The 24152-nt window shown below is 43.2% G+C and carries 22 protein-coding genes; 18 read left to right on the top strand and 4 right to left on the bottom strand.

The window, feature by feature from the left end:
* The first annotated feature begins 3 nt into the window (after positions 1–3).
* The 4 genes from CEG13_RS09370 to CEG13_RS19250 all read left to right on the top strand — a co-directional run bounded on the left by CEG13_RS09370 (position 4) and on the right by CEG13_RS19250 (position 4200).
* Complete coding sequence (locus tag CEG13_RS09370) at positions 4–639, top strand: bifunctional 4-hydroxy-2-oxoglutarate aldolase/2-dehydro-3-deoxy-phosphogluconate aldolase (RefSeq protein ID WP_100011620.1); 636 nt, start codon at positions 4–6, stop codon at positions 637–639.
* A gap of 2 nt (positions 640–641) precedes the next feature.
* Positions 642–1790, top strand: a complete 1149-nt coding sequence (gene dgoD, locus CEG13_RS09365) for a galactonate dehydratase (protein WP_100011619.1) — start codon at positions 642–644, stop codon at positions 1788–1790.
* Positions 1791–1835: 45 nt separating this feature from the next.
* Positions 1836–3194 (top strand): GntP family permease, encoded by a 1359-nt coding sequence (locus tag CEG13_RS09360; protein WP_100011618.1) that lies wholly within the window; start codon positions 1836–1838, stop codon positions 3192–3194.
* Positions 3195–4074: 880 nt separating this feature from the next.
* Entirely contained in the window at positions 4075–4200 is a 126-nt protein-coding gene (locus CEG13_RS19250) for a hypothetical protein (RefSeq protein ID WP_275661803.1), read from the top strand.
* A gap of 294 nt (positions 4201–4494) precedes the next feature.
* Here the strand turns inward: CEG13_RS19250 and CEG13_RS09355 are convergent, their stop codons facing one another.
* Complete coding sequence (locus CEG13_RS09355; protein WP_100011617.1) at positions 4495–5757, bottom strand: MFS transporter; 1263 nt, start codon at positions 5755–5757, stop codon at positions 4495–4497.
* A 556-nt stretch (positions 5758–6313) separates the two neighbouring features.
* Here CEG13_RS09355 and CEG13_RS09350 point away from each other — a divergent pair.
* From CEG13_RS09350 to CEG13_RS09325, 6 genes are all read left to right on the top strand, one after another.
* The gene (locus tag CEG13_RS09350) at positions 6314–6724 is read left to right on the top strand and encodes a hypothetical protein (RefSeq protein WP_143469660.1); all 411 of its coding nucleotides are present in this window, start codon (positions 6314–6316) and stop codon (positions 6722–6724) included.
* A 27-nt stretch (positions 6725–6751) separates the two neighbouring features.
* Positions 6752–7528, top strand: coding sequence for a hypothetical protein (locus CEG13_RS09345; RefSeq protein ID WP_100011615.1), 777 nt, complete (start codon positions 6752–6754; stop codon positions 7526–7528).
* Positions 7529–7589: 61 nt separating this feature from the next.
* A complete protein-coding gene (locus CEG13_RS09340) occupies positions 7590–8084 on the top strand; it encodes a hypothetical protein (RefSeq protein ID WP_100011614.1) in 495 nt (164 codons plus the stop codon).
* A gap of 12 nt (positions 8085–8096) precedes the next feature.
* Positions 8097–8642, top strand: coding sequence for a signal peptidase I (gene lepB, locus CEG13_RS09335; protein WP_100011613.1), 546 nt, complete (start codon positions 8097–8099; stop codon positions 8640–8642).
* A gap of 393 nt (positions 8643–9035) precedes the next feature.
* Positions 9036–10580: a glucose-specific PTS transporter subunit IIBC gene (gene ptsG, locus CEG13_RS09330; RefSeq protein WP_100011612.1), complete on the top strand. Its 1545-nt coding sequence runs from the start codon at positions 9036–9038 to the stop codon at positions 10578–10580.
* Between the two features lie 3 nt (positions 10581–10583).
* Positions 10584–11267 carry an N-acetylmannosamine-6-phosphate 2-epimerase gene (locus CEG13_RS09325; RefSeq protein ID WP_100011611.1) on the top strand — a complete coding sequence of 228 codons (684 nt, stop codon included), beginning with the start codon at positions 10584–10586 and terminating at the stop codon, positions 11265–11267.
* A gap of 28 nt (positions 11268–11295) precedes the next feature.
* Here the strand turns inward: CEG13_RS09325 and CEG13_RS09320 are convergent, their stop codons facing one another.
* Complete coding sequence (locus CEG13_RS09320; RefSeq protein ID WP_100011610.1) at positions 11296–12102, bottom strand: MurR/RpiR family transcriptional regulator; 807 nt, start codon at positions 12100–12102, stop codon at positions 11296–11298.
* A 273-nt stretch (positions 12103–12375) separates the two neighbouring features.
* Here CEG13_RS09320 and CEG13_RS09315 point away from each other — a divergent pair, with 273 nt between their 5' ends.
* Positions 12376–13671: a S8 family peptidase gene (locus CEG13_RS09315; protein ID WP_100011609.1), complete on the top strand. Its 1296-nt coding sequence runs from the start codon at positions 12376–12378 to the stop codon at positions 13669–13671.
* A 73-nt stretch (positions 13672–13744) separates the two neighbouring features.
* Here CEG13_RS09315 and CEG13_RS18735 read toward each other — a convergent pair whose 3' ends face one another.
* On the bottom strand, positions 13745–13882 hold the full coding sequence (locus tag CEG13_RS18735; RefSeq protein ID WP_158234667.1) for a hypothetical protein: 138 nt from the start codon (positions 13880–13882) through the stop codon (positions 13745–13747).
* Between the two features lie 201 nt (positions 13883–14083).
* Here CEG13_RS18735 and CEG13_RS09310 point away from each other — a divergent pair, with 201 nt between their 5' ends.
* The 5 genes from CEG13_RS09310 to pdxA all read left to right on the top strand — a co-directional run bounded on the left by CEG13_RS09310 (position 14084) and on the right by pdxA (position 20395).
* Positions 14084–14881: a serine hydrolase gene (locus tag CEG13_RS09310; protein WP_100011608.1), complete on the top strand. Its 798-nt coding sequence runs from the start codon at positions 14084–14086 to the stop codon at positions 14879–14881.
* Between the two features lie 278 nt (positions 14882–15159).
* A complete protein-coding gene (locus CEG13_RS09305) occupies positions 15160–16893 on the top strand; it encodes a sigma-54-dependent transcriptional regulator (protein WP_100011607.1) in 1734 nt (577 codons plus the stop codon).
* Between the two features lie 205 nt (positions 16894–17098).
* Positions 17099–18082 carry a 2-keto-3-deoxygluconate permease gene (locus CEG13_RS09300; RefSeq protein WP_100011606.1) on the top strand — a complete coding sequence of 328 codons (984 nt, stop codon included), beginning with the start codon at positions 17099–17101 and terminating at the stop codon, positions 18080–18082.
* 22 nt (positions 18083–18104) lie between these two features.
* Positions 18105–19400: a four-carbon acid sugar kinase family protein gene (locus tag CEG13_RS09295; RefSeq protein WP_100011605.1), complete on the top strand. Its 1296-nt coding sequence runs from the start codon at positions 18105–18107 to the stop codon at positions 19398–19400.
* On the top strand, positions 19400–20395 hold the full coding sequence (gene pdxA, locus CEG13_RS09290; RefSeq protein WP_100011604.1) for a 4-hydroxythreonine-4-phosphate dehydrogenase PdxA: 996 nt from the start codon (positions 19400–19402) through the stop codon (positions 20393–20395). Before CEG13_RS09295 ends, pdxA begins: the two co-directional genes overlap by 1 nt.
* 93 nt (positions 20396–20488) lie before the next feature.
* Here pdxA and CEG13_RS09285 read toward each other — a convergent pair whose 3' ends face one another.
* Positions 20489–21172, bottom strand: coding sequence for an RraA family protein (locus CEG13_RS09285; RefSeq protein WP_204758485.1), 684 nt, complete (start codon positions 21170–21172; stop codon positions 20489–20491).
* Between the two features lie 308 nt (positions 21173–21480).
* Here CEG13_RS09285 and CEG13_RS09280 point away from each other — a divergent pair, with 308 nt between their 5' ends.
* Together CEG13_RS09280 and CEG13_RS09275 are read left to right on the top strand one after the other, a co-directional pair.
* Positions 21481–22350, top strand: a complete 870-nt coding sequence (locus tag CEG13_RS09280; RefSeq protein WP_100011603.1) for a fumarylacetoacetate hydrolase family protein — start codon at positions 21481–21483, stop codon at positions 22348–22350.
* A 213-nt stretch (positions 22351–22563) separates the two neighbouring features.
* On the top strand, positions 22564–24123 hold the full coding sequence (locus CEG13_RS09275) for a Na+/H+ antiporter NhaC family protein (protein ID WP_100011602.1): 1560 nt from the start codon (positions 22564–22566) through the stop codon (positions 24121–24123).
* Positions 24124–24152: the final 29 nt, after the last annotated feature.

Raw genomic sequence — 24152 nt, 5'->3', positions numbered from 1 at the left:
TTAATGAAAAATACATTGCAAAAAATCATGGATGAAAAGCTGGTTGCAGTGGTTCGCGGTGCGGATCCGGACGAGGTGATACCAATAGCTGAGGCACTATTTGATGGCGGAATTCGCATCATGGAAATAACGATGGACACACCAAAAGTGGAAACGGTCATCCGTGAAGTAGCGAATGCGTTCGATGGGGAGATGATTGTTGGTGCTGGTACTGTCTTGGATCCAGAGTCAGCCAGAACCGCCATTATGGCAGGTTCTCAGTTCATCTTTTCCCCGACCGTTAATACCGACACCATTAAAATGACGAAACGGTATGGGGTGGTCAGTATACCTGGCGCGATGACACCGACGGAAATCCTGACGGCATATGAGCATGGAGCAGATCTTGTCAAAGTTTTTCCGGCAGGTGCCATGGGTCCCGGATATATAAAAGATGTCCATGGTCCATTGCCTCACATCCCGCTGATGCCGACCGGGGGAGTAGACCTCTCCAATGTCCGGCAGTATTTTGAAAAAGGTGCTGTGGCAGCAGGACTTGGCGGTGCACTGGTTAAGACCGGTTCACCGCAGACAGCTGAGCGTTTGAAAGAATTGACAGCAAAAGCGAAGCAATTTATCGATGCGATTGAAGGTGTGTAACGATGAAAATTACCGATTTTAAACTGTACCAGATAGAACCACGGTGGTTGTTTTTAAAAATCGAAACAGACGAAGGGGTCAGCGGATGGGGAGAGCCGATTATCGAAGGCCGTGCCCATACGGTTGGTGCCGCTGTGACCGAATTGATGGATTACCTCATCGGCAAGGATCCTCGTAATATTGAAGACCATTTTCAGGTATTATACCGCGGTGGCTTTTATCGTGGCGGCCCCATTTTGATGAGTGCTATTTCCGGAATAGAGCAGGCACTCTGGGATATTAAGGGGAAGTATTACCATATGCCGGTCTATGAAATGCTTGGCGGAGCGGTCCGTGACAGTATCCAAGTCTATTCATGGATTGGCGGGGACCGGCCACAGGATGTCGGAGCTGCCGCTAAGGAAAAGGCGGGTGCCGGTTTTACAGCAATCAAAATGAATGGTACCGAGGAAATGAATTATATCGACAGCTATTCGAAGGTGGATGCTGCGGTCCATCGTGTTGCAGCGATTCGTGAGGCAGTCGGAAATGACTTTGGCATCGGCATTGATTTTCACGGGCGCGTGCATAAGGCAATGGCCAAGATTCTCGTGAAAGAACTGGAGCCATACCGGCCGATGTTTATCGAAGAACCAGTCCTTGCAGAGAATGTGGAAGCGTTTCGGGATATTGCTAACTACACGGCAACACCGATTGCTGCTGGTGAGCGCAACTATACGCGCTGGGGCTTTAAGCAAATGCTGACAGATGGAGTGGTCGATATTATCCAGCCGGACTTATCGCATGCTGGTGGAATTTTGGAAGCGAAAAAGATAGCTGCCATGGCAGAAACGTTTGACGTGGCGGTTGCACCACACGCACCACTTGGCCCGATCAACCTTGCTGCATCGCTTCAGCTGGATGCTTGTACACCAAATTGCATCATTCAGGAGCAAAGCCTTGGCATTCACTACAATCAGGGGAGCGACCTGTTGGATTATCTTATTAACCCAAGCGTATTTGAATATGAAAAGGGTTCCGTGAAAATTCCTAATGGCGCGGGTCTTGGGGTAGAGATAGATGAAGAACGGGTGATGGAAGCGGCCAAAAAAGGGCACCAGTGGAAGAATCCGATTTGGCGGAATACCGATGGTACGGTTGCAGAGTGGTAACTTGAGGAGAATAGAAAAAATTAATGAAAATGGAGGAGAAGAGACATGTCCTCAACAGGGCTGATTTTACTTGCTGTATTTGGAGTAGCGTTATTGCTATTCCTCGTTATGAAAACAAAACTGCAGGCGTTTATTGCACTGCTTGTTGTCAGTTATTTAATTGGGTTATTGTCCGGCATGAGTCCGGAAGAAGTGTTACAGGCTGTCAGTGATGGAATGGGAGGCACAGTCGCTGAAGTTGCAATTATCATCGGTGTTGGCGCAATGTTCGGTGAAATTTTGAAAGCATCCGGTGGTGCCGAGCGTCTGGCGATGACACTGATGGACAAATTCGGCGAAAAGCGCGTTAACTGGGCGCTGATGCTGACCGGTTTTATTATTTCGATTCCGGTATTTCTCGATGTCGCATTTGTTATCTTAATCCCTATTTTATACAGTCTGGCACAGAAAACGAAAAAATCACTGCTGTTCTTCGCAATTCCGCTGCTTGCCGGTCTTGCGGTAACACACAGTTTTGTGCCACCGACCCCAGGACCGATTGCAGTATCGTCGCTTTTGGGCGCGAACCTTGGCTGGGTTATCCTGTTCGGTTTAATTGCAGGTATTCCAGCAGCAATCATTGCCGGTCCGATTTTTGGGACGTATATATCCAAAAAAATTCATGTAGAAGTCCCGAAAGAAATGCTGAAGAACATGGCTGATGAAGCGCGCGGCAAAGTATACGATAAAGACTTGCCCAGCTTCAGGATGATTGCTTCATTGATTCTTTTGCCATTGTTCCTGATTTTGCTGAACACGTTTACAAGTGCTTCGCTTCCAGAAGGAAGTACACTGCGGTCAGCGCTGACATTCGTTGGTAACCCTGGTGTTGCTTTAACGATCACCGCATTACTGACATTCTATTTGCTTGGTACACGCCGCGGCTATTCGAAAGATGAAATACAGGAGATTGCAACTAAAGCCTTGGAACCAGCTGGTATCATCATTCTCATTACTGGTGCTGGTGGAGTTTTTGGTCAGGTACTGGTTGAAACTGGCATTGGAGATATTATAGCTGATACTATGACCAACCTGAACATGCCTATTCTAGTATTTGCATTCATCGTATCCGGAGCTGTTCGTATAGCACAGGGGTCGGCAACAGTTGCGATGGTTACCGCAGCAAGTTTGGTTTCACCTGTTATTGACACACTCGGGATTGAAGGTCCAATGCTTGCATTGATGGTAATCACGATCGCCTCCGGTGCAACGATTGCTTCACACGTAAACGATTCCGGTTTCTGGCTGGTCAACCGATTCCTCGGCCTGTCCGAGAAAGACACACTGAAAACCTGGACAGTAATGGAAACCATTATCGGGTTTGTCGGATTTGGAGTGGCATTGATTTTGAGTATGTTTGTTTAAATGGTTTAGGGGCAGGGTGTGTAGCTCTGTCCTTTTCTATCTTTTGATAAAAACCTACAATGGAGGCAGACAATGTATTTCTTGTCGGTTGTCTCTCTATTTAATGTTTATTCGCGTTGATTTTGAGCGTTATAAGTAGAGATACTAGTGATATAAAAATGGCTGAAAATGACAATACAATTGCCCAGGTTGTCATAATACATCCCATCTTTCTTGTTTTTTATGTATAAACCAGTTATAATAAAAGTATAATACGGAGGAGCAAGGGAAATTAATTCCCTCGCTCAAGGACAGTCCTGACTATCGCTGGCTAGAGCGATGGTCTTTTTTTCTCTTGATGTTGAGTAGCGTGATTATTAGATTAACCAACGCTGTGGACAAACCAACAATAGCTGCGACTAATGCCACAATCTCCATATTTAACACCCCCTTTCAATTGGGGGATACTTGTATTATAGCATAAAAGGAAAATACGTTCTATTTTAAAGCAGTTAATTTCATGGAAATTTAGTGATGTTCAGCTCTGTTCCGATTAAAGAAAATCAATGGAAAGAAGGTAAGCGTATTATTCCTTATGGATCGTTTATTTGCAATAAGCAGAAGTAAAAGACAATTGGACAGAGCTGCCATCAATCCACAAAAAAAGAAAGCGTATCTCTACGCTCTCTTTCGGGACTCCTTAACTAATTCTTTCACTTCATCCAAGCTGAGCCCTGTTTTTCTCCGCGATTAATCCCAAAGAAAGGTGCTTTTTATAAAAATCAAAATGAATTTGCAGATAAATGCCATTTTTATGATTGATTGTCTATGTGTAGTTGTATATAATAAAAGTTGAAGGTATGATGCCTTCCATTCCCTTTATGGAAGGGGGTGATAGAAGATGGAACAGGTTTTAATTCTGATTGCGTCTATTGTGAATCTGTTTGTTGCAATCGTCAATTTGATTGCGATTACGGGTGAGCAAAGGCGTAAGAAGAAAAAGAACTCTAAACGCCATCAACGTTAGAGTTCTCTACCAACTGGAAAGGGATTAATTTCCCTTTCCTATCCATCATTCTATGTCCATCATACCTTCTTTATTCAAAAAAATCAACTGCAAGGGGTGATTCTCATGATAGCACTTGCTCTAACCATATCAGGTATTGCTCTTATCATATCCATGATCAACATAATTTTAGTGAGAAAGTACCGATAGGAGTACCTTTCCTGGAAGTGGTACTGTTGCCTTTTCTCAAGTCTAATAATCAAAGCACCTGTTCATGAATGTCTTCTATCATAAACAGGTGCTTTCTTACTTTTTTCAAGATCCTCGCTCATCAAACCCCGGCAACCGCAAACTCTCCGCAGAAAGCTCCTCCATCTTTGGCAACCCGCGCAACGTCGGATGACTTAGCCAAATCACAACCTCAAGCGCCAACACCAGCCCGAAAAGCAAAAAGGCAATTCGGATATCCAATACCATGCCCATGTACCCGCCAATAAGGGAACCCAGCGGCATGGAAACATTGCTCACGCTGACGGATACGGAATTCACTCTGCCCAGAAAAGTCCCGGGAACTGCCGTTTGAATGGCAGTCGGAACAATCACATTGGATACACCGACAGGAACCCAGACAAGCCCAAAGAAAATTAAACTAACCATTGGAGAAGTGGTTGTCGCCGAAACAGCCCAGCACATGGCCGCCAAACTAAAAGCGGTAATATAAAAAGCACCCATTCGTATACCACGCACCCGAGGGGCAAGTAACGCTCCAAGCAAGCCGCCAACCGACATGACTGCCAGATAATACCCATAAAGTGCAGCCCCGCCTTGAAGATCGGCGAATGCTGGCAACAAAGCCATAATGCCTCCAATGGCGAAGTTGGTAATGATGGCGCCGAGTGTAAATAAGCCGAGTACGGAGCGGAAGACATAGTGAAAGCCTGATTGCAAGTCCTTCCTGTATTGCTTCAAACTTTCTGCTAACCTATTTTTTTCGGCTTTCTTCTGTGCCCTTTTTGGCAATCGAAGCATCATAAATAACATGGCAGCGATGATAAACAGCAAGGAATCCACCGCAAACAGCGCGATCACGCCAATGAGAGCGACAAACACCCCTGCTGCTGCATTTAGGATAAAATCAATACCCTGGTAAGCAAAAGAAAAATAGGAATTAGCTGTCACCAATTCATCTTTTTTCACGATTTGCGGCAATGCTTTGGTTTGTGCCGGGTAGACAAATTGCTGAGTCATCGAGATGATCGGCAGCAAGATCAAAACCGCTGTAACGGTTAGCCAATCCAGCATAGCCAACAAAGGGATCACGGCAAGCAATATCCCTTGGATGAACTGTGTCCACACAAGAACGGATTTCGTGGCCCACTTGTCAACAAGTGGCCCCGTGAAAAATTGCAACGCCCAAGGCAGCGATGTTAAAAAGCCGGCTAACCCCGTATAAAATGCGTTTCCGGTCAAATCGTAAACAATCCACATGGCAGCGATATAGTAAATGCTATCCGCCATATTGGTTAAAATCCGTCCCGCGAATAACATCAGAAACGCGCTGTTCGATAGTAATTTCATTATGTCCCTCACTTTTATTTAAAAATGCCAAATGAGGGTGATTCACCGAACGATGCTAAATAATCTACCTCATTTGGTTTTGTTGCATGATGAGTAGTTATTTAGTAAATCGAGCATCAATTCATCCGCCCTTTCGTTTTGTTTTCTTTATTTTATCAAAAGTCTGGTAAGGAACATAGCCTTTTTTCTATAAATCGAAATAAAGAGGAGAAAAGCGGCATGGTTTATTAAAAATTCTATGCCACCGAATCCGGCGTTCCTGCGATTGTAGTTGTGAAGACGTGCATATCGTTCTTTAAAGTAAACAAATTATGGTCAAAAAATCGTAATTATAAGTAAAACAAAGGATTGTTGAGGGATTGGAAGGTATTTTGTTCTATATAAAGAATTTAAGCATATTTGCGGGTTTTCATTTTGAATATATCCATCTATACTTTTGTTAGTTGTTCTTTATAAAGAATAAAATATATTATATAAAGAACAAAGGGGGCATCTACACCCTACTGCAATGGATGGCTTTAGATGCTCTTACAATGTAAAAGGACTGGTGGTGATTATGCGGAAATTATTCGTTATCGCAGCTGCACTTTTGTTGATCTGCACAACTCTTGCTGTAAACGTCTCAGCAGAAAAGAACCTCAATAGGGAATCCTCCTATCAAGCGTACGCTGAGAAAGTACATATAATTGTACAGGAAAGCGTGAAGGAATGGAAGGAATCGTGGGATGCACAGATAGACAAGGCAGCAAAAGGCTTGGAAGATTTTTACTTAGCAACATTTCAGAAGACCGGGGAAGACATCGAGGTGTACCAGAACGGCTATTTGACACGTTTGCAGGAAACAAAGAAGACCTTGCTGAATGAGGATTTCAGCGAGTTTGAACGGGCGAAAAAGGAAGAAATTAATGCAGAAATATCCGAGGATGTAGGGTTATTTCTGGAAGATCTATTAACCGAAACCAACTAAATTAATCAAAGAATGGGAGTTAATCACATGAAATTGAATTCATTAAAAGGAAAAATTATTGCAGGTACAGTAGCGGTAGGCGTTGTAACGAGCGGGGGATTGGTTTTTGCGAACACGGATGCTGGGGAGCAGTTGCAGGCGTGGTATGACCAGGCGTTTGGAGAAACTGTTGAATCAGCAGAAGAACAATCCATGGCATATGGGGAAAGTCTTCTTCCGGAATTAGCAGCGGAGTATAACGGGATGAAAGATGGTGCCACAGAAGATATTAATGAAACCAGGGACAGTGAAACGGCTAGCGCGCAAGCAGCGATTGAAAGTGCTAAAACCAGCCATATAGAAAACTTAGAAAGTACGAGAGATGAAATATTAGAGGGTATGGGACTACAGTTCTATAATGTCTTTTTGGAAGGATCTTCTGAAATTGAAGCATTAGCTGTTCAAGCACAAACGTATGCTACAGGTGACTTAACAGCACATACAGGAACTAAAGGACAAGAAGCTGTCAACAAAGTAACAGCGGATTTGAACGCCGCTAGAGATCAAGCAGTTTCCGATTTGGAAGATGCGATTGAGAATGCGCGGGGTGAAATTGAAGCAGAGTTGGATAGTAGAGGTGACAATCTTACTTATAATCTTAATCAACAAATTGACTTTGCCATTCGTGATCTTCGTGCCACATTGGATACACTACTTGAAGATCTCGTCCAAGAACAGCAAACAATCATCACTGTTTCCGCTAATGCACTTGAAAATGAAGCGATTAATAAGCTCGATGAAGTAGTAGCAGGAATTGGTGAATAATTAACAATGGATGGTTAGGGCCTCAAGTCTGAGGCCCTGATTTTCCCAAGGAGAGTTAATAATGAGCAGGAACGAAATGCACAGAAAAACACATAGAAAGAAAAGAAAGTGGCTGCTTGGAGCGGCTGTTTTAATCGTCTTCTTTGGCAGCAGTTTGAACGTTGTGTTTGCCGACCAGAACATTCAATCCTTGCTAACCAATTGGTTTGACCAGAAAAAAACAGAGTCGATTGGCGAAATTGAGGAAGCGGTAGATGCAGAACAGCAAAAGCAAACTCAACGATTGCAGGAAGCATTGCGACCGGAAATTGAAAAATTGAATGAGCAATTAAATGCGTTCACGGACCAGGAGAAAGCAAAAAGTATCCAGGCAATACAGGGGCATGCGGATCAATTAATCGCGAATATTGAGTTGGACGGCACGGAGGAGAAGGAGAATGTGGCAGCAGAATTCAAACAGATCATTCAAGAGGCAAAGGATAAAATGGATCATGTTCGTGCTACATTGGAAACGAATGAAGAAGCAAGTGAGACAGAGCAGCCTGAAAATGAATAGGGGGTTATCGATATGACCGCAAATACAGTTGAGGATACCAGACAGCCAGACAAAAAGAAAAAATCAGCAATTCTCAGTTGGGTTTACTTTATACTTCTGTTAGCTGGAATTCTATTCTTCTTTCGTTTTGTCATTGGCGTTACTGTGGTCAACGGCGACTCGATGGAACCAACATTTGAGAGTAATGATGTTCTTATAACCAGTCATCTGTTTTATACGCCGGAGAGAAACGACATTATTATTTTTCAGAGTGATCAGGGGTTTGGTGTAATGAAACGAGTCATCGCGATGCCTGGTGAAACTGTTGAGATTTCGGATGGAGAGGTTCTGGTCAATGGTGCACCAATTGATGAGCGTTATATAGAAGGCACGCCAGATGATATGGAGAAAACAACCGTTGATAAAGGAGAATATTTTGTCATGGGGGATAACCGTACCCCTGGGGAGAGTTTGGATAGCAGGAGTGATGAGGTTGGTAATGTACATAGGGAGAATATAGAAGGGGAAGTGATTATTTCTGTGTTTCCTTTTGGTTCGGTGACGGCGAGTGGTGAATGAAATCCTATTTCCTGATAGAATGACTGAAGTAAAAACACCCCAAATTTTTAGTCTGGAGGTGTTTTTGTTGTGGGGAGACTTCTTAGACTTAACCTGTTAAAAACCTCGAGATTTTCGAGCATTTATGAATTGCATTTGAAACAGCTGAAAGTAAATAGAACTCTTTATTTCTTCAGATGTAGCATCTCCTCCTCTGCATTCACCAACTTTAACATATCAATTCATACGCTAATTTTACGCTGTTGATATGTTAAGGTAGTGATCCTGTATAGGAAGGCACGTCGAGAACCAAAATAATTCAATAAATAAAAGCTGAACCCCTTGATAAAAATGGTTAACAATATTATTATATATATGTAAACCATTTACAAAAATAAGCGGGGTGGAATAATAATGAAGAGAAAAGCGTTTTTTGAACAGGCGCAGCGTTTCGGTAAATCTTTTATGTTACCGGTTGCAACTCTGCCTGCAGCGGGGTTATTGCTCGGGATTGGCGGTGCTTTCAGCAATCCGGCTACGATAGAGGCTTATCCATTTCTTGATGTAGCCTGGCTGCAAGCTATTTTTACCATTATGAGCTCGGCGGGTAATATTGTTTTTGCCAATCTGCCTCTCATATTTGCTGTCGGGATAGCTATTGGGTTGGCAAGGGCTGATAAAGGTACAGCCGGTCTTGCGGCAGTATTAGGTTTTCTGGTGATGCATGCTACTATCAATGCGATGCTGACGATAACCGGGGATCTGGCTGTGGAGAATATTGCAGAAGCCGGTCAAGGTGTAACCTTAGGTATCCAATCACTGGAGACAGGTGTGTTCGGTGGTGTTGTTTTAGGATTGGTAGCTTATTGGATGCATCAGCGCTACAACAAAATTGAACTCCCAAGGTTTTTAGGGTTCTTTGGCGGATCACGTTTTATACCGATTGTAACGTCGTTTGCAGCTATTATTTTAGGGGTTATCCTATTTTTCGTGTGGCCAATCATTCAATCAGGTATTTTCTCTTTAGGCGGACTGGTAGAAGCGACTGGCTATATTGGTACATTAATTTATGGATTTATTTTAAGACTGCTGGGACCATTTGGACTGCATCACATTTTTTATCTGCCATTTTGGACAACCAGCCTCGGTGGTTCGATGATTGTCGATGGAGCACTGATAGAAGGTACACAGCGGATTTTCTTTGCACAATTAGCAAATCCAGAAGCTGTTGATCAATTTTTCATTGGTACGGCTCGCTTTATGTCCGGGCGTCATATTACAATGATGTTTGGCCTGCTTGGTGCAGCGCTTGCCATCTATCATACAGCCAAGCCGAAGAACAAAAAGAAGGTTGCAGGTCTTATGCTGTCAGCCGGTTTAACGTCATTTCTGACAGGTATTACCGAACCACTTGAATTTTCATTCCTGTTTATCGCGCCTGTACTATACGTGATTCATGCATTTTATGATGGATTGGCCTTTATGCTGGCTCACATTTTTGAAATCACAATCGGCCAGACATTTTCCGGTGGGTTTATTGACTTAATGTTGTTTGGAGTCCTGCAGGGAGCCGATAAAACAAACTGGTATATTGTACCGATCATAGGTGTAGTGTGGTTCTTCCTGTACTATTTCACGTTCCGGTTCATGATTAAGAAATTCAATTTCAAAACACCGGGCCGTGAAGATGAGGAAATGGAAGAATTTACTTTCACCAAAACAGAGCGCGCAAATGCCATTATTGACGGTCTAGGCGGTGAAGGAAATATTAAAGATGTTGATGCATGCGCCACTCGTTTACGTGTCAGCGTGCACCAATCGGATCTCGTGAATAAAGATGATTTAAAGAAAACAGGTGCAAAAGGTGTTATCGCAAGCGGAAATGGTGTTCAGGTTGTCTACGGACCTGAAGTTTCCGGAATAAAAAATGAAGTGGAAGAAGCGTTAGGGGATAATTAAAAGATGAATGTATTAAACCAATTGGAAAAACAACTCGTTGTGTCTTGTCAGGCTCTCAAGGATGAGCCATTACACTCCTCGTTTATTATGGGACGTATGGCACTGGCTACTTTTCAAGGAGGAGCGGCTGGCATTCGGGCCAATTCGGCAGTGGACATTATGGAGATTAAACAACAAGTGGACTTGCCGGTCATCGGCATTGTCAAGCAGGATTATGCTGACAGTCCTATTTATATTACACCCAAAATAAAGGAAGTAAAGGAATTGCTTGATGCAGAAGTCGATATGATTGCCATGGATGCGACCAGGCGAAAGCGGCCCGACGGTGAGCAACTGGAAGATCTCGTTGCTTACGTACGGGAGCATGCCTCAGAAGTTTCGCTGATGGCGGATGTGTCGACGATGGAGGAAGCGATCAATGCGGAGGAATTAGGATTTGACTGTGTTTCGACCACATTAATTGGTTATACTTCTGAAACGGAAGGGACCAGCCTTGCTGATAACGATTTTTCGATTTTAAAACAACTGGTGGGCAAAATATCGATACCAGTGGTTGCGGAAGGAAAATTGGATACACCTGCAAAGGCAGCAAGAGCGCTTGAACTGGGTGCACACTTTATTGTGGTGGGCAGTGCGATTACACGTCCAAAAAATATTACAGAAGGATTTGCAGAAGCAATCAAATAACAGATAGGACTGGCTATCATCGCCAGTCCTAAATTTTTTTGTATTCATTTAAGGCGCTGAGTGTTTGTGTGTGTTTTCTATTCAGTTCCTGATTCTGCAGCAGCAGCATACTCAGGATATCCACAGAATATAAAATCGATAGTTGGCTGTTCAAAAATCCTTTTAACTGGTGAGGGATTATGCTTGATGTATATAACATAAGATCGGAATTATCGGCCAGTGGTGTTGAAGAATAGCTTGTAATGGAAATGACTTTAGATCCCTTTTGTTTTGCAACTTCAATCCCATCGATAATTTCTTTTGTTTGACCGGAACTGGAAATGGCAATGACGATATCATTTGTTTTAAGAATGGAAGCAGCAATGATCATGGCATGAGAATCGGTGTGCGTATCAACGGGAAAGCCCATTCTGGATAAACGCAGCTTTAATTCCTCAGCGGATAAACCGGAGCTTCCAATTCCGAAAACATGGATCCGATCGGCTTTGATAATCCATTCACAGGCTTTTTCATATACATCGATGTTGGTAAGTGAATTGGTCGACTTAATGACATTTTGATAAATATGATTAACAGTATGGATCGCATCGTGCGTTTCATCAATTTGTTCTACCGCATCACGCAGTAGGATTTTAAATTCAACAAAGCTGGCTGCACCAATTTTTTTGCAGAAGCGTGTAATAGCAGCCACGGATACATCAATCCTGTCAGCTAATTCTTGAATATGTATATTTAGCAAATCCTCATTGTGCTGGCTGACATAATCAGCAACTTTTTTCTCCGTTTTGCTTAGTGTCGGGTAATTTAATTGGATTTGATCCAGGATTGAGCGCATTGGGGGACCTCCATGTAAAATAATCGTATATTTATTATATAGGAGAAGAGGTGCTGTGTGTAATGAAAATGGTCAGGTGGCTTCTAAAGTGTTAGTTACAGGTAACATGGCCTTTTTCAATGTATGTAATCGCCTGCCAATACCAGCCTATATTTTTAGTCAATTTGGCATATTGTAAAATCTACACAACCCTGCTATGCTTCCATAAACGGAATACTCTACTATGTTGTCTCAGGAAGTAGATTTTTAAAAAATCACGGGGAGGAAACAAAAATGAGTAGCCGAAAAAGGGTATGGTATGAAGAAGCCGGCCGGAAATTGGATCAGGGATTAAGGGAGCAGCTGCATCACAGACGAAAGCAAGATCCGTACGAAACAAGTGAGGAGAGCATCCCTGTCATTGTCTATTTTGCTGAGGGTACTGAGAAAAATAAGATGGATGATGTGCAGGCGATCTGTCGTAAGGAAGCAAACAACAAGATTGATAGTGCGATAGGGATCAGGAATAATGTCAGTGGCCACCTGACACCAAAGATGATAAGAAACATTAAAGATCATGAGGCGGTTGACCGGATTTATTACGATCGTCCAGTTTCAGCGTTTCTTGACATTGCCACAAGACATATTGGCGCTAATAACGTACAGGAACAGCTTGGCTTTACCGGGAAGAATGTCGGTATTGCGGTAATTGATACGGGAATTTATCCGCATGCAGATTTAACAGAGCAGGCGAATCGAATCGTGGCGTTTAAAGATTTTATCAATGATAACGAGGAAGCCTATGATGATAATGGGCACGGAACACATTGCGCCGGGGACGCGGCTGGTGATGGCTATCAAGCAGAGGGAGAATATGCCGGTCCGGCACCAGAAGCCTCGCTTATCGGGGTCAAAGCGCTGGATCAAAATGGCGGTGGAAGGCTGTCCACCATCATACAAGGCATTACCTGGTGTATAGAGCACAAAGAGGACTACAATATCCGGATTATCTCCCTTTCCTTAGGAGCGCCAGCTTATGAATCTTATCGGGACGATCCGTTGTCACAAGCTGTTCAGGAAGCATGGCATCAAGGAATCGTTGTTTGTGCAGCTGCAGGAAACGACGGCCCAGCGGCAATGACAATCAGTACGCCGGCCATTAATCCGTTCATCATCACGGTTGGATCAGCGGTGGATCAAAATACCGAGGAACGGTCTGATGATGAAATTGCGGAATACTCTAGTCGCGGGCCAACGATTGACTCACTTGTAAAGCCGGACATTTATGCACCAGGTACGGATATTATTTCGCTTCTAGCACCAGGATCCGCATTGGAAACCCAATTGCCAGAACAAATTATCGATGAGCATTATATCCAATTATCCGGCACGTCCATGGCAACTCCCATTTGTGCAGGAGTCGTTGCATTGATGCTTGAAGCCAATCCCGCCTTGAGTCCGAATGATGTGAAAAGCATTTTGCAGACTACGGCTCCGGCGATGTTTGATGATCAGTGGGGGTATGTTGATGCGAATGAGGCTGTGATGATGGCGAGGGATTATTACAGGTATGAGCAGGTTGTTCGGTAGCGGTGCATGCTCGGAGTGCTTGATCATAAAATTACTTACAAAAAAGCTCAGAGTGTTTGATATGCTCTGAGCTTTACGCTTGGTCACTTAAATAAATATCAAGATCATGTTTTGTGGAACCCTGCTTGGAGGTGTCTTTTACCAGGCCAATAAGTTGATGTAACGGGTCTTTATTGTCCACTTCGTTATTTGTCGTGGAATTATCGTCCATGGATAACCACCTCATATACATAATATACCAATGCAGTGAATTATACAAATAATGAAACATACCATGAAGAGATGTCTGAACGTTGATTGTTAGGTTTAATAGAGTCAGCTGGATTAGAAAAGATAGCTGTTCGGGCAGGAAGTCCAAGGATGGTTGTCGAAAGTAGGTACAAGTGAACCTAAATTATGGGAGGCATGCCATATGCAAAAACTAATCGAAAAGGTTCAATCAACCATTCAGGCGACTGGCGGCGAATGGGGGATTGTACTTGAAGACTTAAATACCGGCGAAAAGTGGGAGCACCATGCGGACAATCTATTCTATGCTGCAAGTGTTATCAAGCTCCCAATAATGGCTGCGGTTTTCGCTGAATCGGAGAAAGGTAATATCGATATTCACGGTACGCTGTCACTTCGAAAAGAAGATATGGTTGGAGGGTCTGGTGTTTTGCAGCATATGACGCAAAATCCAAATCTGGCAATCTATGACCTGATGATGCTCATGATCATTCAAAGTGATAATACCGCAACGAATGTCTTGATCGATCTGGTCGGTGTGGATAACATTCAAAAAACCATGCAGGAAATAGGTATGGAGAAGAGTTCGTTTTATCATAAGATGATGATTGGTGATCGCAAAGTAAAAAATGAGCTTACATCACGGGATGTGGGAGTGTTCTTGAAAAAACTCCATAAAGGGGGAGTGGTTTCTGCTGAAGCTTCTAATCAAATGATCGATATTATGAAAAGACAGCAAATTAGAGACTGTCTGGCTGGTGATCTCCCATACCAAGAATTAGAACACTTCGAGGAAGGTGCAAGATGGGAACTTGCAAATAAAACTGGCTGGGTTCCTGGTGTGAGGCATGATGTGGGGATCTTTTCTGTGGGGGATGAGTGTATAGCTGTTTCGGTTCTTTCCTGCGGGGCGGATGATTTGGAGTCTAGACGGGGGTTGGCGGAGATTGGAGAGAGTGTTTATGGGTTTATGTTGGGGTAGATGTATCTCCCTCTCATTGCCTCTTTCATTTAATAGTAATAATACGGTCCAGATCCAAAAGAGATGAGAATAATATCCCAACTTCAAAGGGAGAAAATTCTTAGAGAATATGAAAATATCCGTGCCCGGGCTGGTTAATTTTTACTAACCTATATGTAAGCCTTTTTTATTTCTAATAATCGACAAAATTCGGGGAGTGACAGGCACCCCCAATAGACATCCCCACCCAAATATGTAATAATAAACCTGTTGAAAAATGCAACAAGTGAGGACCGTAAATGATCAAGACACTTATGATTGCTCCGTATCAGGGGCTTGCAGAGACTGTCAAAAAAATAAATGTACCGGAAGATATCGAGCTGGATGTAACAGTTGCAAACCTGGATGAAGGGGTCAAGGCAGCAACAGCGGCGGAGAAACAGGGTTATGAGTTAATTATCAGCCGTGGTGGTACGGCAACGATGATTCAGAATGCTGTCTCCATACCTGTTGTTCATATTGATATAACTGGTTATGATATGCTGCGTGTTTTCACTCTCCTGCGTGGGATTAAACAGGGTGTAGCATTGGTAGGTTATGCTAATATTTCTCAGGGAGCGGCTACCATATGCAATATCCTGGAATTTGACGTTAAAATGGTCACGATCGAGTCAAGAGGTGAAGTGCGAGGACACCTTATTAATCTAAAAGAGCAGGGATATTCGGTTGTGATCGGCGATGTGATTACTGTCCAAGTTGCCGAACAGGTTGGACTCAGAGGAGTATTGATCACCTCGGGAAAAGAAGCGATTATGGATGCTTTTGAGGAAGGAAGGCGGTCTTATAACTTCTTTAGAAGAGTAAATAGTCAATTTTATTATTTTCAAGAAACCTTCAACTCCCTCCCATTCCCAGTTATTTTAATGCAGAATGATACAATCGTCGAAAAAAACTTGACGTTCGACCGGGAGATCTCGCAAAAGGAGGTTGCAGAATCACCTCACCTTCCAAGGATAGCCAAAAAAGTTCTTCAATACAAAATAAACCAGGTGGATGAAATAGAGGATGAAAATACGATATATGAGGTACTTGCCTTTTTAGGGAGTGAGTCTGAGTCTATCGTCGGGATTCTATTTCATAAATCCAAGGGAAAAACAAAGCAGAGAATTGTCCGTGTTATCGGCAGTCCGGGGCATATACCAATTATAGGTGAGAGTACTAAAGCAAGTCAGCTAAGGATGAATATCGAACAATTTGCAACTACCAAAGAAACCCTGTGTATCATCGGTGAAGCTGGGACCGGAAAATATACAGCAGCAAAACAAATTCATTTTGAAAGGTATGGCCAAAAAGCGCCGATTATCGTAATTGAAGGGTCTCTTTTAAAAGGTGAGGAAACTGATTTTTTGTCAGCTACACTTCAGGCTATTCAGCAAGGGACCGTCATCATAAAAAATATGGAATCCTTATCTGAGGAGATGCAAGACACATTATTAGATATATTTCACGTTTTACCAGAAACAATTAAAATAGTTGCCAATGCAAGAATGACAGATGACTTAAAAAATCAAAGACTTTACAAGGAATTTTTCGTCCCCACCTTGCATCTTTTCCCACTACGGGAAAGAAAAGAGGACATCGGAAGTTTTGTTGATTATTTTCTGGCTGAATTTCATGCGGAGGAAGGTAATGAAACGGTTGGAATGAAACCGGAAGCCATTGACTCCCTTAAGCACTATGACTGGCCGGCAAATTTAACAGAACTTAAAAAGGTAATCAGGGAATTAAGCATGAGCACTTCAGCAAATTATATTGAGGCTTCACATGTCAAGGAATTGATGGACAAACATGACGCCAAGTCAGCTGCAGCAATAGAAGGCAGATCCGCACCTGTGTCTCTTGAAGGTACATTAAAAGATATAGAAAAACGAGTCATCAAGCAGGTTCTTGCAGATGAAGGAAACAACCAGTCAAATGCAGCAAAAAGATTAGGTATAAACCGATCAACACTATGGCGAAAGTTAAAAGAATAGATAAAACAGAAAGAGGGATCCTATGAAAGGATCTCTTTTTTGTTTTATTTTGCAACAAATGAATAGAATTAATGGTATTTCCATAAATTAATAATAAAAAAGTGTTGCAATTTATGTTGATATGTTTTAATATAATAGCTGAAAACGCTTTATATTTTTCCTGGTGTTTTATATTGAAACAAAATTTATATGAGGGGGAGAAAACATGAAAATAAAAGCGACGTTGGAGAGAATTCCTGGGGGTATGATGGTCGTACCATTGTTGCTTGCTGCAATATTGAATACCTTTGCACCTGACCTATTAAGAATTGGCAACTTAACTCAGGCCTTATTTGTAGATGGAGCAAATACGCTTATTGCACTATTTCTATTATGTACCGGAGCCCAGATCAATCTCCGTAATGTTGGGGTAAGTCTTGGAAAAGGTGCAACATTGCTTGCAACAAAATGGTTTGTAGGTGCCGGATTTGGTCTGATTGCTTATATGATGGCAGGTGAAAGTGGCCTTTGGCTGGGATTGGCACCGATTGCAATTATTGCTGCCATGACGAACAGTAATGGTGGTCTATATGTTGCGCTTGTTGGTCAATATGGGGATAAAACAGACCGTGCAGCCTATTCATTGCTTGCATTGAATGATGGTCCTTTCTTTACCATGGTAGCCTTGTCTATTTTTGGTGCAATGGGATTTGTTGACGGGTTGTTCTCCTTTGTTTCATTCGTTGCTGTTTTACTGCCAATTATTGTTGGTATGGTATTAGGTAATCTGGATGAAGAAATGAGGGCGTTCCTTGATAAAGGAAGTGCTATGCTCATTCCATTCTTTGCTTTTGCATTAGGTATGGGAATAGATTTTAACGCGATTATTAATGGTGGTCTTTCAGGAATTATTCTTGGATTGGCAACGGTATTCTTAACAGGTACAGCTGGATACTTTGTGTTTAAAGCATTCAAATGGAATCCTATTGCGGGAGCAGCTGAAGGTTCAACTGCTGGTAATGCGGTAGCTACACCTGCTGCCATTGCTGCTGCCAGTGCAAGTTTTGCAGCCCACGTTGACCTGGCAACAGTACAGGTTGCGGCTTCAACCGTTACAACGGCGATTCTGCTCCCACTTTATATTGGATTCCTGGTAAAACGCCTGGAGAAAAAAGGCGTCAAAGTACCGGATGATTATGTAGCAGAATAATTTATATAAATGGGGAGTAACTATGGAACAATGTATTGGGATTATTGCGGATGATTTAACTGGAGCCAACGACAGTGGCGTCCAGCTTATAGAAAAAGGAATTAACACATCAGTACTATTTGATATTCCGAACAGCCAGAAAAACCTGGATAGCGGCATCGTCATCGACACGAATTCACGAGCACTGACTCAGGAAGAAGCAGCGTTAATCACGGAGAAGGCAGGCCGATTTTTAAAAGAAGCTGGTTATTCATATGTGTATAAAAAAATGGATTCTACGCTGAGAGGCCATATCGGCACGGAATTGCAGGCACTATATCATGTGTTTAAACCGGAGTTCGTCTTTATTGCTCCGGCTTTTCCTCAGGTGGGAAGGACAACCAGGGATGGCGTCCATTTTGTTAATGGAGTGGAAATTGCTAAGACGGAAATTTCCCAAGACCCGAATCATCCGGTTACCGAATCATTTATACCTGCCATGCTGGAAAAAGAAATTGGCCAACCAGTCGGCCTGTTGAAAAAGGAAGACATCGAAGCAGATCTACCTGGTTTCAAACGTAAAATAAATGAATTTAAGGGTAATAATATAAATTATATTGTTTGCGATGCCGAGGTTCAAGAAGACCTTCAAAAGGCAGCGCAGAAAATGGCTGCCGTTACGAAAGATGTGATCTGGGCGGGTTCTGCCGGGTTAGCTCTGGAAGTTCCAGAAGTTCTTGTTATTACACAAGATAAGGTGGAACGAGCATTTCCTGCCTCTGGACAGGTTATGACAGTCTGCGGAAGTTTATCGGAAATTACACAGAATCAGGTGGGTTTTGCCATTGGTCAACCGAATGTTAAAGCGGTAGAACTTGATACGATGAAGGTTTTCGGTAATGACTGGAAAATGTACAGCCAGGATGTTATTGCCAATGTGCTTGAAGGATTTGATGAAGGGAAGGATGTTGTCCTTTATGTCCCTTCCAATCGGGAAATCCGTGAGAAAGTCAAGCATGTCGGGGAAAAGCTAAGCTTAACTAGCTATGAGATTGGAAAAAGAATTTCGGATGCGATTGGGGAAGCAGTTGCTGAAATTTCTGCGAAGAATAAAGAGCTGACTGGTTTGGTTCTCACAGGTGGGGATACGGCAAAAGCTGCATCGTATCATCTGGGTGGAATCGGGTTTAGTCTAATTAAACAAGTGGAAGCGGGCATTCCATTAGGCGCGTTGATCGGTTCAGATGTCGAATATACCGTAGTTACAAAAGCGGGGGCATTTGGAAAAGAGAATTCTATTTATCAAGCGATGCAGGAATTGAAAGGAGTTCAGAAATAATGAGCAAAAAACCAATTATTGGCATTACAATGGGGGACGCATCAGGAGTAGGGCCAGAAATAATTATAAAAAGTCTCCAGAATGAGCGTGTGTATGAAGAGTCACATCCCGTGGTCATTGGTGATGCCAAAATCCTTAAACGTGCAGCAAAACTTCTGAATGCCGATCTGACGATAAAACCAATTGATCCTGAATCGGATTTCACGACAACTTATGGTGAAGTAGCTTGTTATGATCTGGATCTGCTGCCGGAGGACCTGCCATTTGGTGAGGTATCGTCAAAAGCAGGTCATGCAGCATTTGAATTTTTAAGCAAAGCGATAGAACTGGCAAACAATAACCGGATTGACGCGATCTGTACGGCTCCTTTAAATAAAGAAGCATTGCACAAGGGTGGCCATGTCTATCCGGGGCATACGGAAATCCTTGCTGAATTAACAGGGACAAAAGACTTCTCCATGATGCTGTCATCGCCTAAGCTGAAAGTGATTCATGTCACTACTCACGTAGGAATTATCGATGCCATCAATATGATAAATCCGGAGCGGGTTCACAAAGTAATTCAGCTTGCTCACGATACGCTTCACAGCTCAGGCATCAAGGAGCCAAAAATAGGCGTGTGCGGTATTAATCCTCATGCTGGAGAAAATGGATTGTTCGGCTACGGAGAGGAAGAGGAAAAAATCATCCCCGCCGTTGAACACGCAGCAGGAGAAGGGGTCCATGTGGAAGGCCCACTGCCTGCAGATACACTATTTTTCCGTGCCCAGCGGGGCGACTTCGATATTGTAGTGGCCATGTATCATGATCAGGGACACGGGCCAATCAAGGTATTAGGTCTGGAAGCCGGCGTGAATATCACGGTAGGATTACCAATTATTAGGACAAGTGTGGATCATGGTACTGCGTTTGACATTGCTGGTAAGGGTGTAGTGGATGAGCGGAGTATGCTTGAGGCGCTGTGGCAGGCGGTGGAGTTGGCACCGGAGAGGTGATAATAGTGTTTGATGGAACAGAAAGACCGGGTGGTCTTTCTGTTCTTTTATTTAACCCGATTTTCCAAGCCCTTAGTTAATACCACTCTCCGCCTAATTGCCCAACCCGCCACAGTCTCTTTCCTTTAGAACCTCATCAACCCACCTGCGATCCAGTGTGCCATCTTCAATCTCTTGAAGCATGCGAGTTTCATCAGACTGCCGCTCTTTGGCTAGGTAGTATACCTCCTCAGCAATACCTGCAGGAACAACCGCCAAGCCATCCTCATCCCCGACAATAATATCGCCTGGGTTTATTAGCATGCCGCCAATTGACACAGGAACGTTAATTTCACCAGGTCCGTCTTTATATGGCCCGCGGTGGGTTACTCCTTTTGCATAGACGGGGAAATTCCCCTTGCTGATGATCCCGGCATCACGAATCGCTCCGTCAATCACAATTCCTGCAGCACCATTTTTCTCAGCCAGCCGCATCATGATTTCACCAATAATGGCATGAGACAATTCACCACCAGCATCGACAATGAGGACATCGCCGGGTTTCGTCAGATCAATTGCTTTATGAACCATTAAGTTATCTCCTGGACGAGTCTTCACAGTTAAAGCTGTTCCTGCCAGTTTTCCCGCCTGATGATATGAACGAATGGACGCATCAACACCGGAAAGCCGGTTCATGCTGTCACTGATTAGTGGGGTGGATATATGCTGGAATTTTTCCACAAGAGCAAGGTCCGGGCGGCTTGGAGAAGGCAAAATTCGAAATCCGTAGTTCATCATGGCATCTCCCCTTGAATATTTTCATTTTGAATATTGTACACGTAAACGCTTTCCTTATCAATTCTCAGTTTACCAAGAAGACCTCGCTTAAAAAGCGATCGATATTTATAAAAAAATTCTTGACTATTATAAAATTCATGCTAAAGTGTATGGTAAGACCATAGAACAATGATACCAAAAAGTTAATATCAAAGAGGGAGGAAAACTATGTAATAACTTTATTGAAAACCCTTACAAAATTGAGTATTTTTATTAGGAAAACTTGGCGATACTTAAAAATTTATTACTTTTTTAGGATGGTGAAGCAGATGCAATTAGTTTCTTTTTTGGCGTCAGATGGGGTCCGCTTAGGAGTAAAAACGGATAATGGGATTGTGGATGTGCAGAAGACAGCGGCTAAAGCCGGGGTGTCTGCAGCGAATTCAGTGGATGAAGTGATTACAAGGGGAGCAGAAGGCATTGAACAATTGCGGCAAGTGATAGAAACGGCCAATGAGACGATCCCGGAGGAAGAGGTAACTTATGCACCGGCTGTGCAGACACCAGGAAAAATCCTTTGTTCTGGTGCAAATTACCGAGCCCATGTGGCCGAAGCAAAATTAAATGTACCGGATAATCCAATTTATTTTCCAAAGTTCCGAAACAGTTTGGCAGCTCATCAGGAGGATGTCATCCCACCTGAGGTGACCACAGAAGTTGATTATGAGGTGGAACTGGCGGTGGTGGTTGGCAAACAGGCATACAATATCCCACAGGAAGAGGCATTGGACTATGTGTTCGGCTATGCTGTCGGCAATGACTTATCAGCACGGGATCTTCAATTTCGGAATAGTCAATGGATGTACGGCAAAGCAATTGATAAATTCGCACCACTTGGGCCTTATCTTGTTACAGCAGATGAAGTGGGTGATCCGCAAACCTTAGACTTAAAATGCTCGGTAAATGGGGAGTTGCGGCAAAACTCGAATACAAGCAAGATGATCTTTACCGTTGCCGAGATGATCAGTGATTTGTCTAAGATCATGACCCTGGAGCCAGGAGATGTGCTCTTCACTGGGACGCCGGAGGGTGTAATTGTCGGAATGGAAGAAAAAAATTGGCTGAAACCAGGCGATGAAATTGTATGCGAGATAGAAAAAGTCGGGCGGCTTGTGAATCGGATTGCTGCAAGTTCTTAGGAAGAGATCACGTATAGAACTGATTCGTTGAACCTGTGCCGTAGGGGCATATATGGCACAGTTACCAATAGGAGGAGAGAGGTGCTTGGGCAGAGCATGTTTCTTCCTCCGAAGAACTATAAATGTAAGCGCTTTTAAAATGGGGAGAAGGTTTACTTTCATCATGATCAGACATCAAGAAGCTTTTTATATATTCAATAGGGGGTTTTATTCATGGAAGGAAGTATTTTTTCACTCATCCCACCGGTGTTGACAATTGCGATGATACTGATCACCAAGCGGCTCTTTCTTTCGCTTGGAGTAGGGATTGTTTTGGGAGCATTGCTTTATCACCAATGGAACGTTATCGAAAGTGCGGTGACAACTTTTGATCTGATGGTAGCAGTTATTCTTGGGGATGGTAAGGTACTGCTGTTTGTTGTCCTGATTGGTATTCTATCATCACTTTTGTATCTTTCCGGTGGTATTTATGCTTTTTCCGAATGGGGAGCCAAAAAGGCGAAAACGAGAACCCAGTCTCAGATGGCAACCATGCTGCTTGGATTTTTCACCTGGTTTGATGATGCGTTCAGCTGTTTATTCAGAGGGACGGTGATGCGATCACTCACCGATAAATACCGTGTCTCTCATTCCAAGCTTTCCTATCTGGTGCATTCCACATCAGCACCGATAGCTCTGTTGATACCGATCTCAGCACTTGCGGCATTCATTACCTCCATTATCGATGGGGTGCTGACTTCCAATGAAATTACGGAATACGGAGCTTTGGAGGCATTTATATTAACAATTCCAACTAACTATTACACGATTACAACTATTATACTTGTGTTTATTGTTGCCTATTTCGGCATTAATGTAGGGCAGATGCGCCGGGACGAAAAAAGAGCACAGGAAGATGGTGTGCTGGCCGATAACTCTAGAGGAAAGGTTCCAGGGGAAGAGGATAATAAGCTGCCAACGAGGTCAGATGGCAAGATGAGTGATCTCATTGCACCGGTTCTGACATTAGTTGCAGTAACTGTTGCGTTTTCAATTTGGTTTGGGGTCACGGCGAATGAGGAAGGAACTGTAACCGCAATGACCGTGCTGCAAAACACCGATATTATTCTTGCATTGGTTTATGGTGGACTGTTTGCTAACCTTGTGGCAATTTCCCGACTGCTCATGAAGAAAACATCAGGGAGCCAATTAACGACATCCATTTTTTCAGGTGTGAAAACAACGTTGCCAAGTGTAATCATCCTATTCCTGGCCCTGGTAACAGCCCAAGTGATTTCCATATTAGGCGTAGGAGAATACCTTGCATCGCTGATTGAAGGGAACATGGCTATTGCGTGGCTCCCAGTTATCTTCTTTGTAGTATCGGCGTTTATGTCGTACTCAATGGGCAGCACTCTTGGAACAGCGGGGCTGATGATACCGATTGGAGCGGAAATTGTGGCAACGATTGATGTTACGTTTCTTATTCCGGTAATCGGTGCGTCGCTTGCTGGAACCGTGTTTGGGGAGCACAGCTCACCATTGTCGGATACGACGATTCTGGCCTCCATTGGCAGCTCGGTTCACCCAATTGATCACATGATGACCCAGTTGCCATACGCGATACTTTCCAGTGCTGCAGCGATCATCGGATTTATTGTTCTCGGCTTTACGGAAAGCACGATCGCCGGACTGATTGCTTCGTTAGTCGCAATGGGTGTTGGTGCGTTCATTATGAAAGGCAGGCCGGATAAAACAGAGTCTCAACCTGATGTAGGAAAGATAGCAAAATAACCATCATAAACAGGTAGCAAACTGATAAA

The organism is Lentibacillus sediminis, assembly GCF_002763455.1.
Taxonomy (GTDB): Bacteria; Bacillota; Bacilli; order Bacillales; family Amphibacillaceae; genus Lentibacillus_D; species Lentibacillus_D sediminis_A.
The sequence above is the reverse complement of the archived record's forward strand: the minus strand, read 5'-3'. Positions and strand labels throughout refer to the sequence as shown.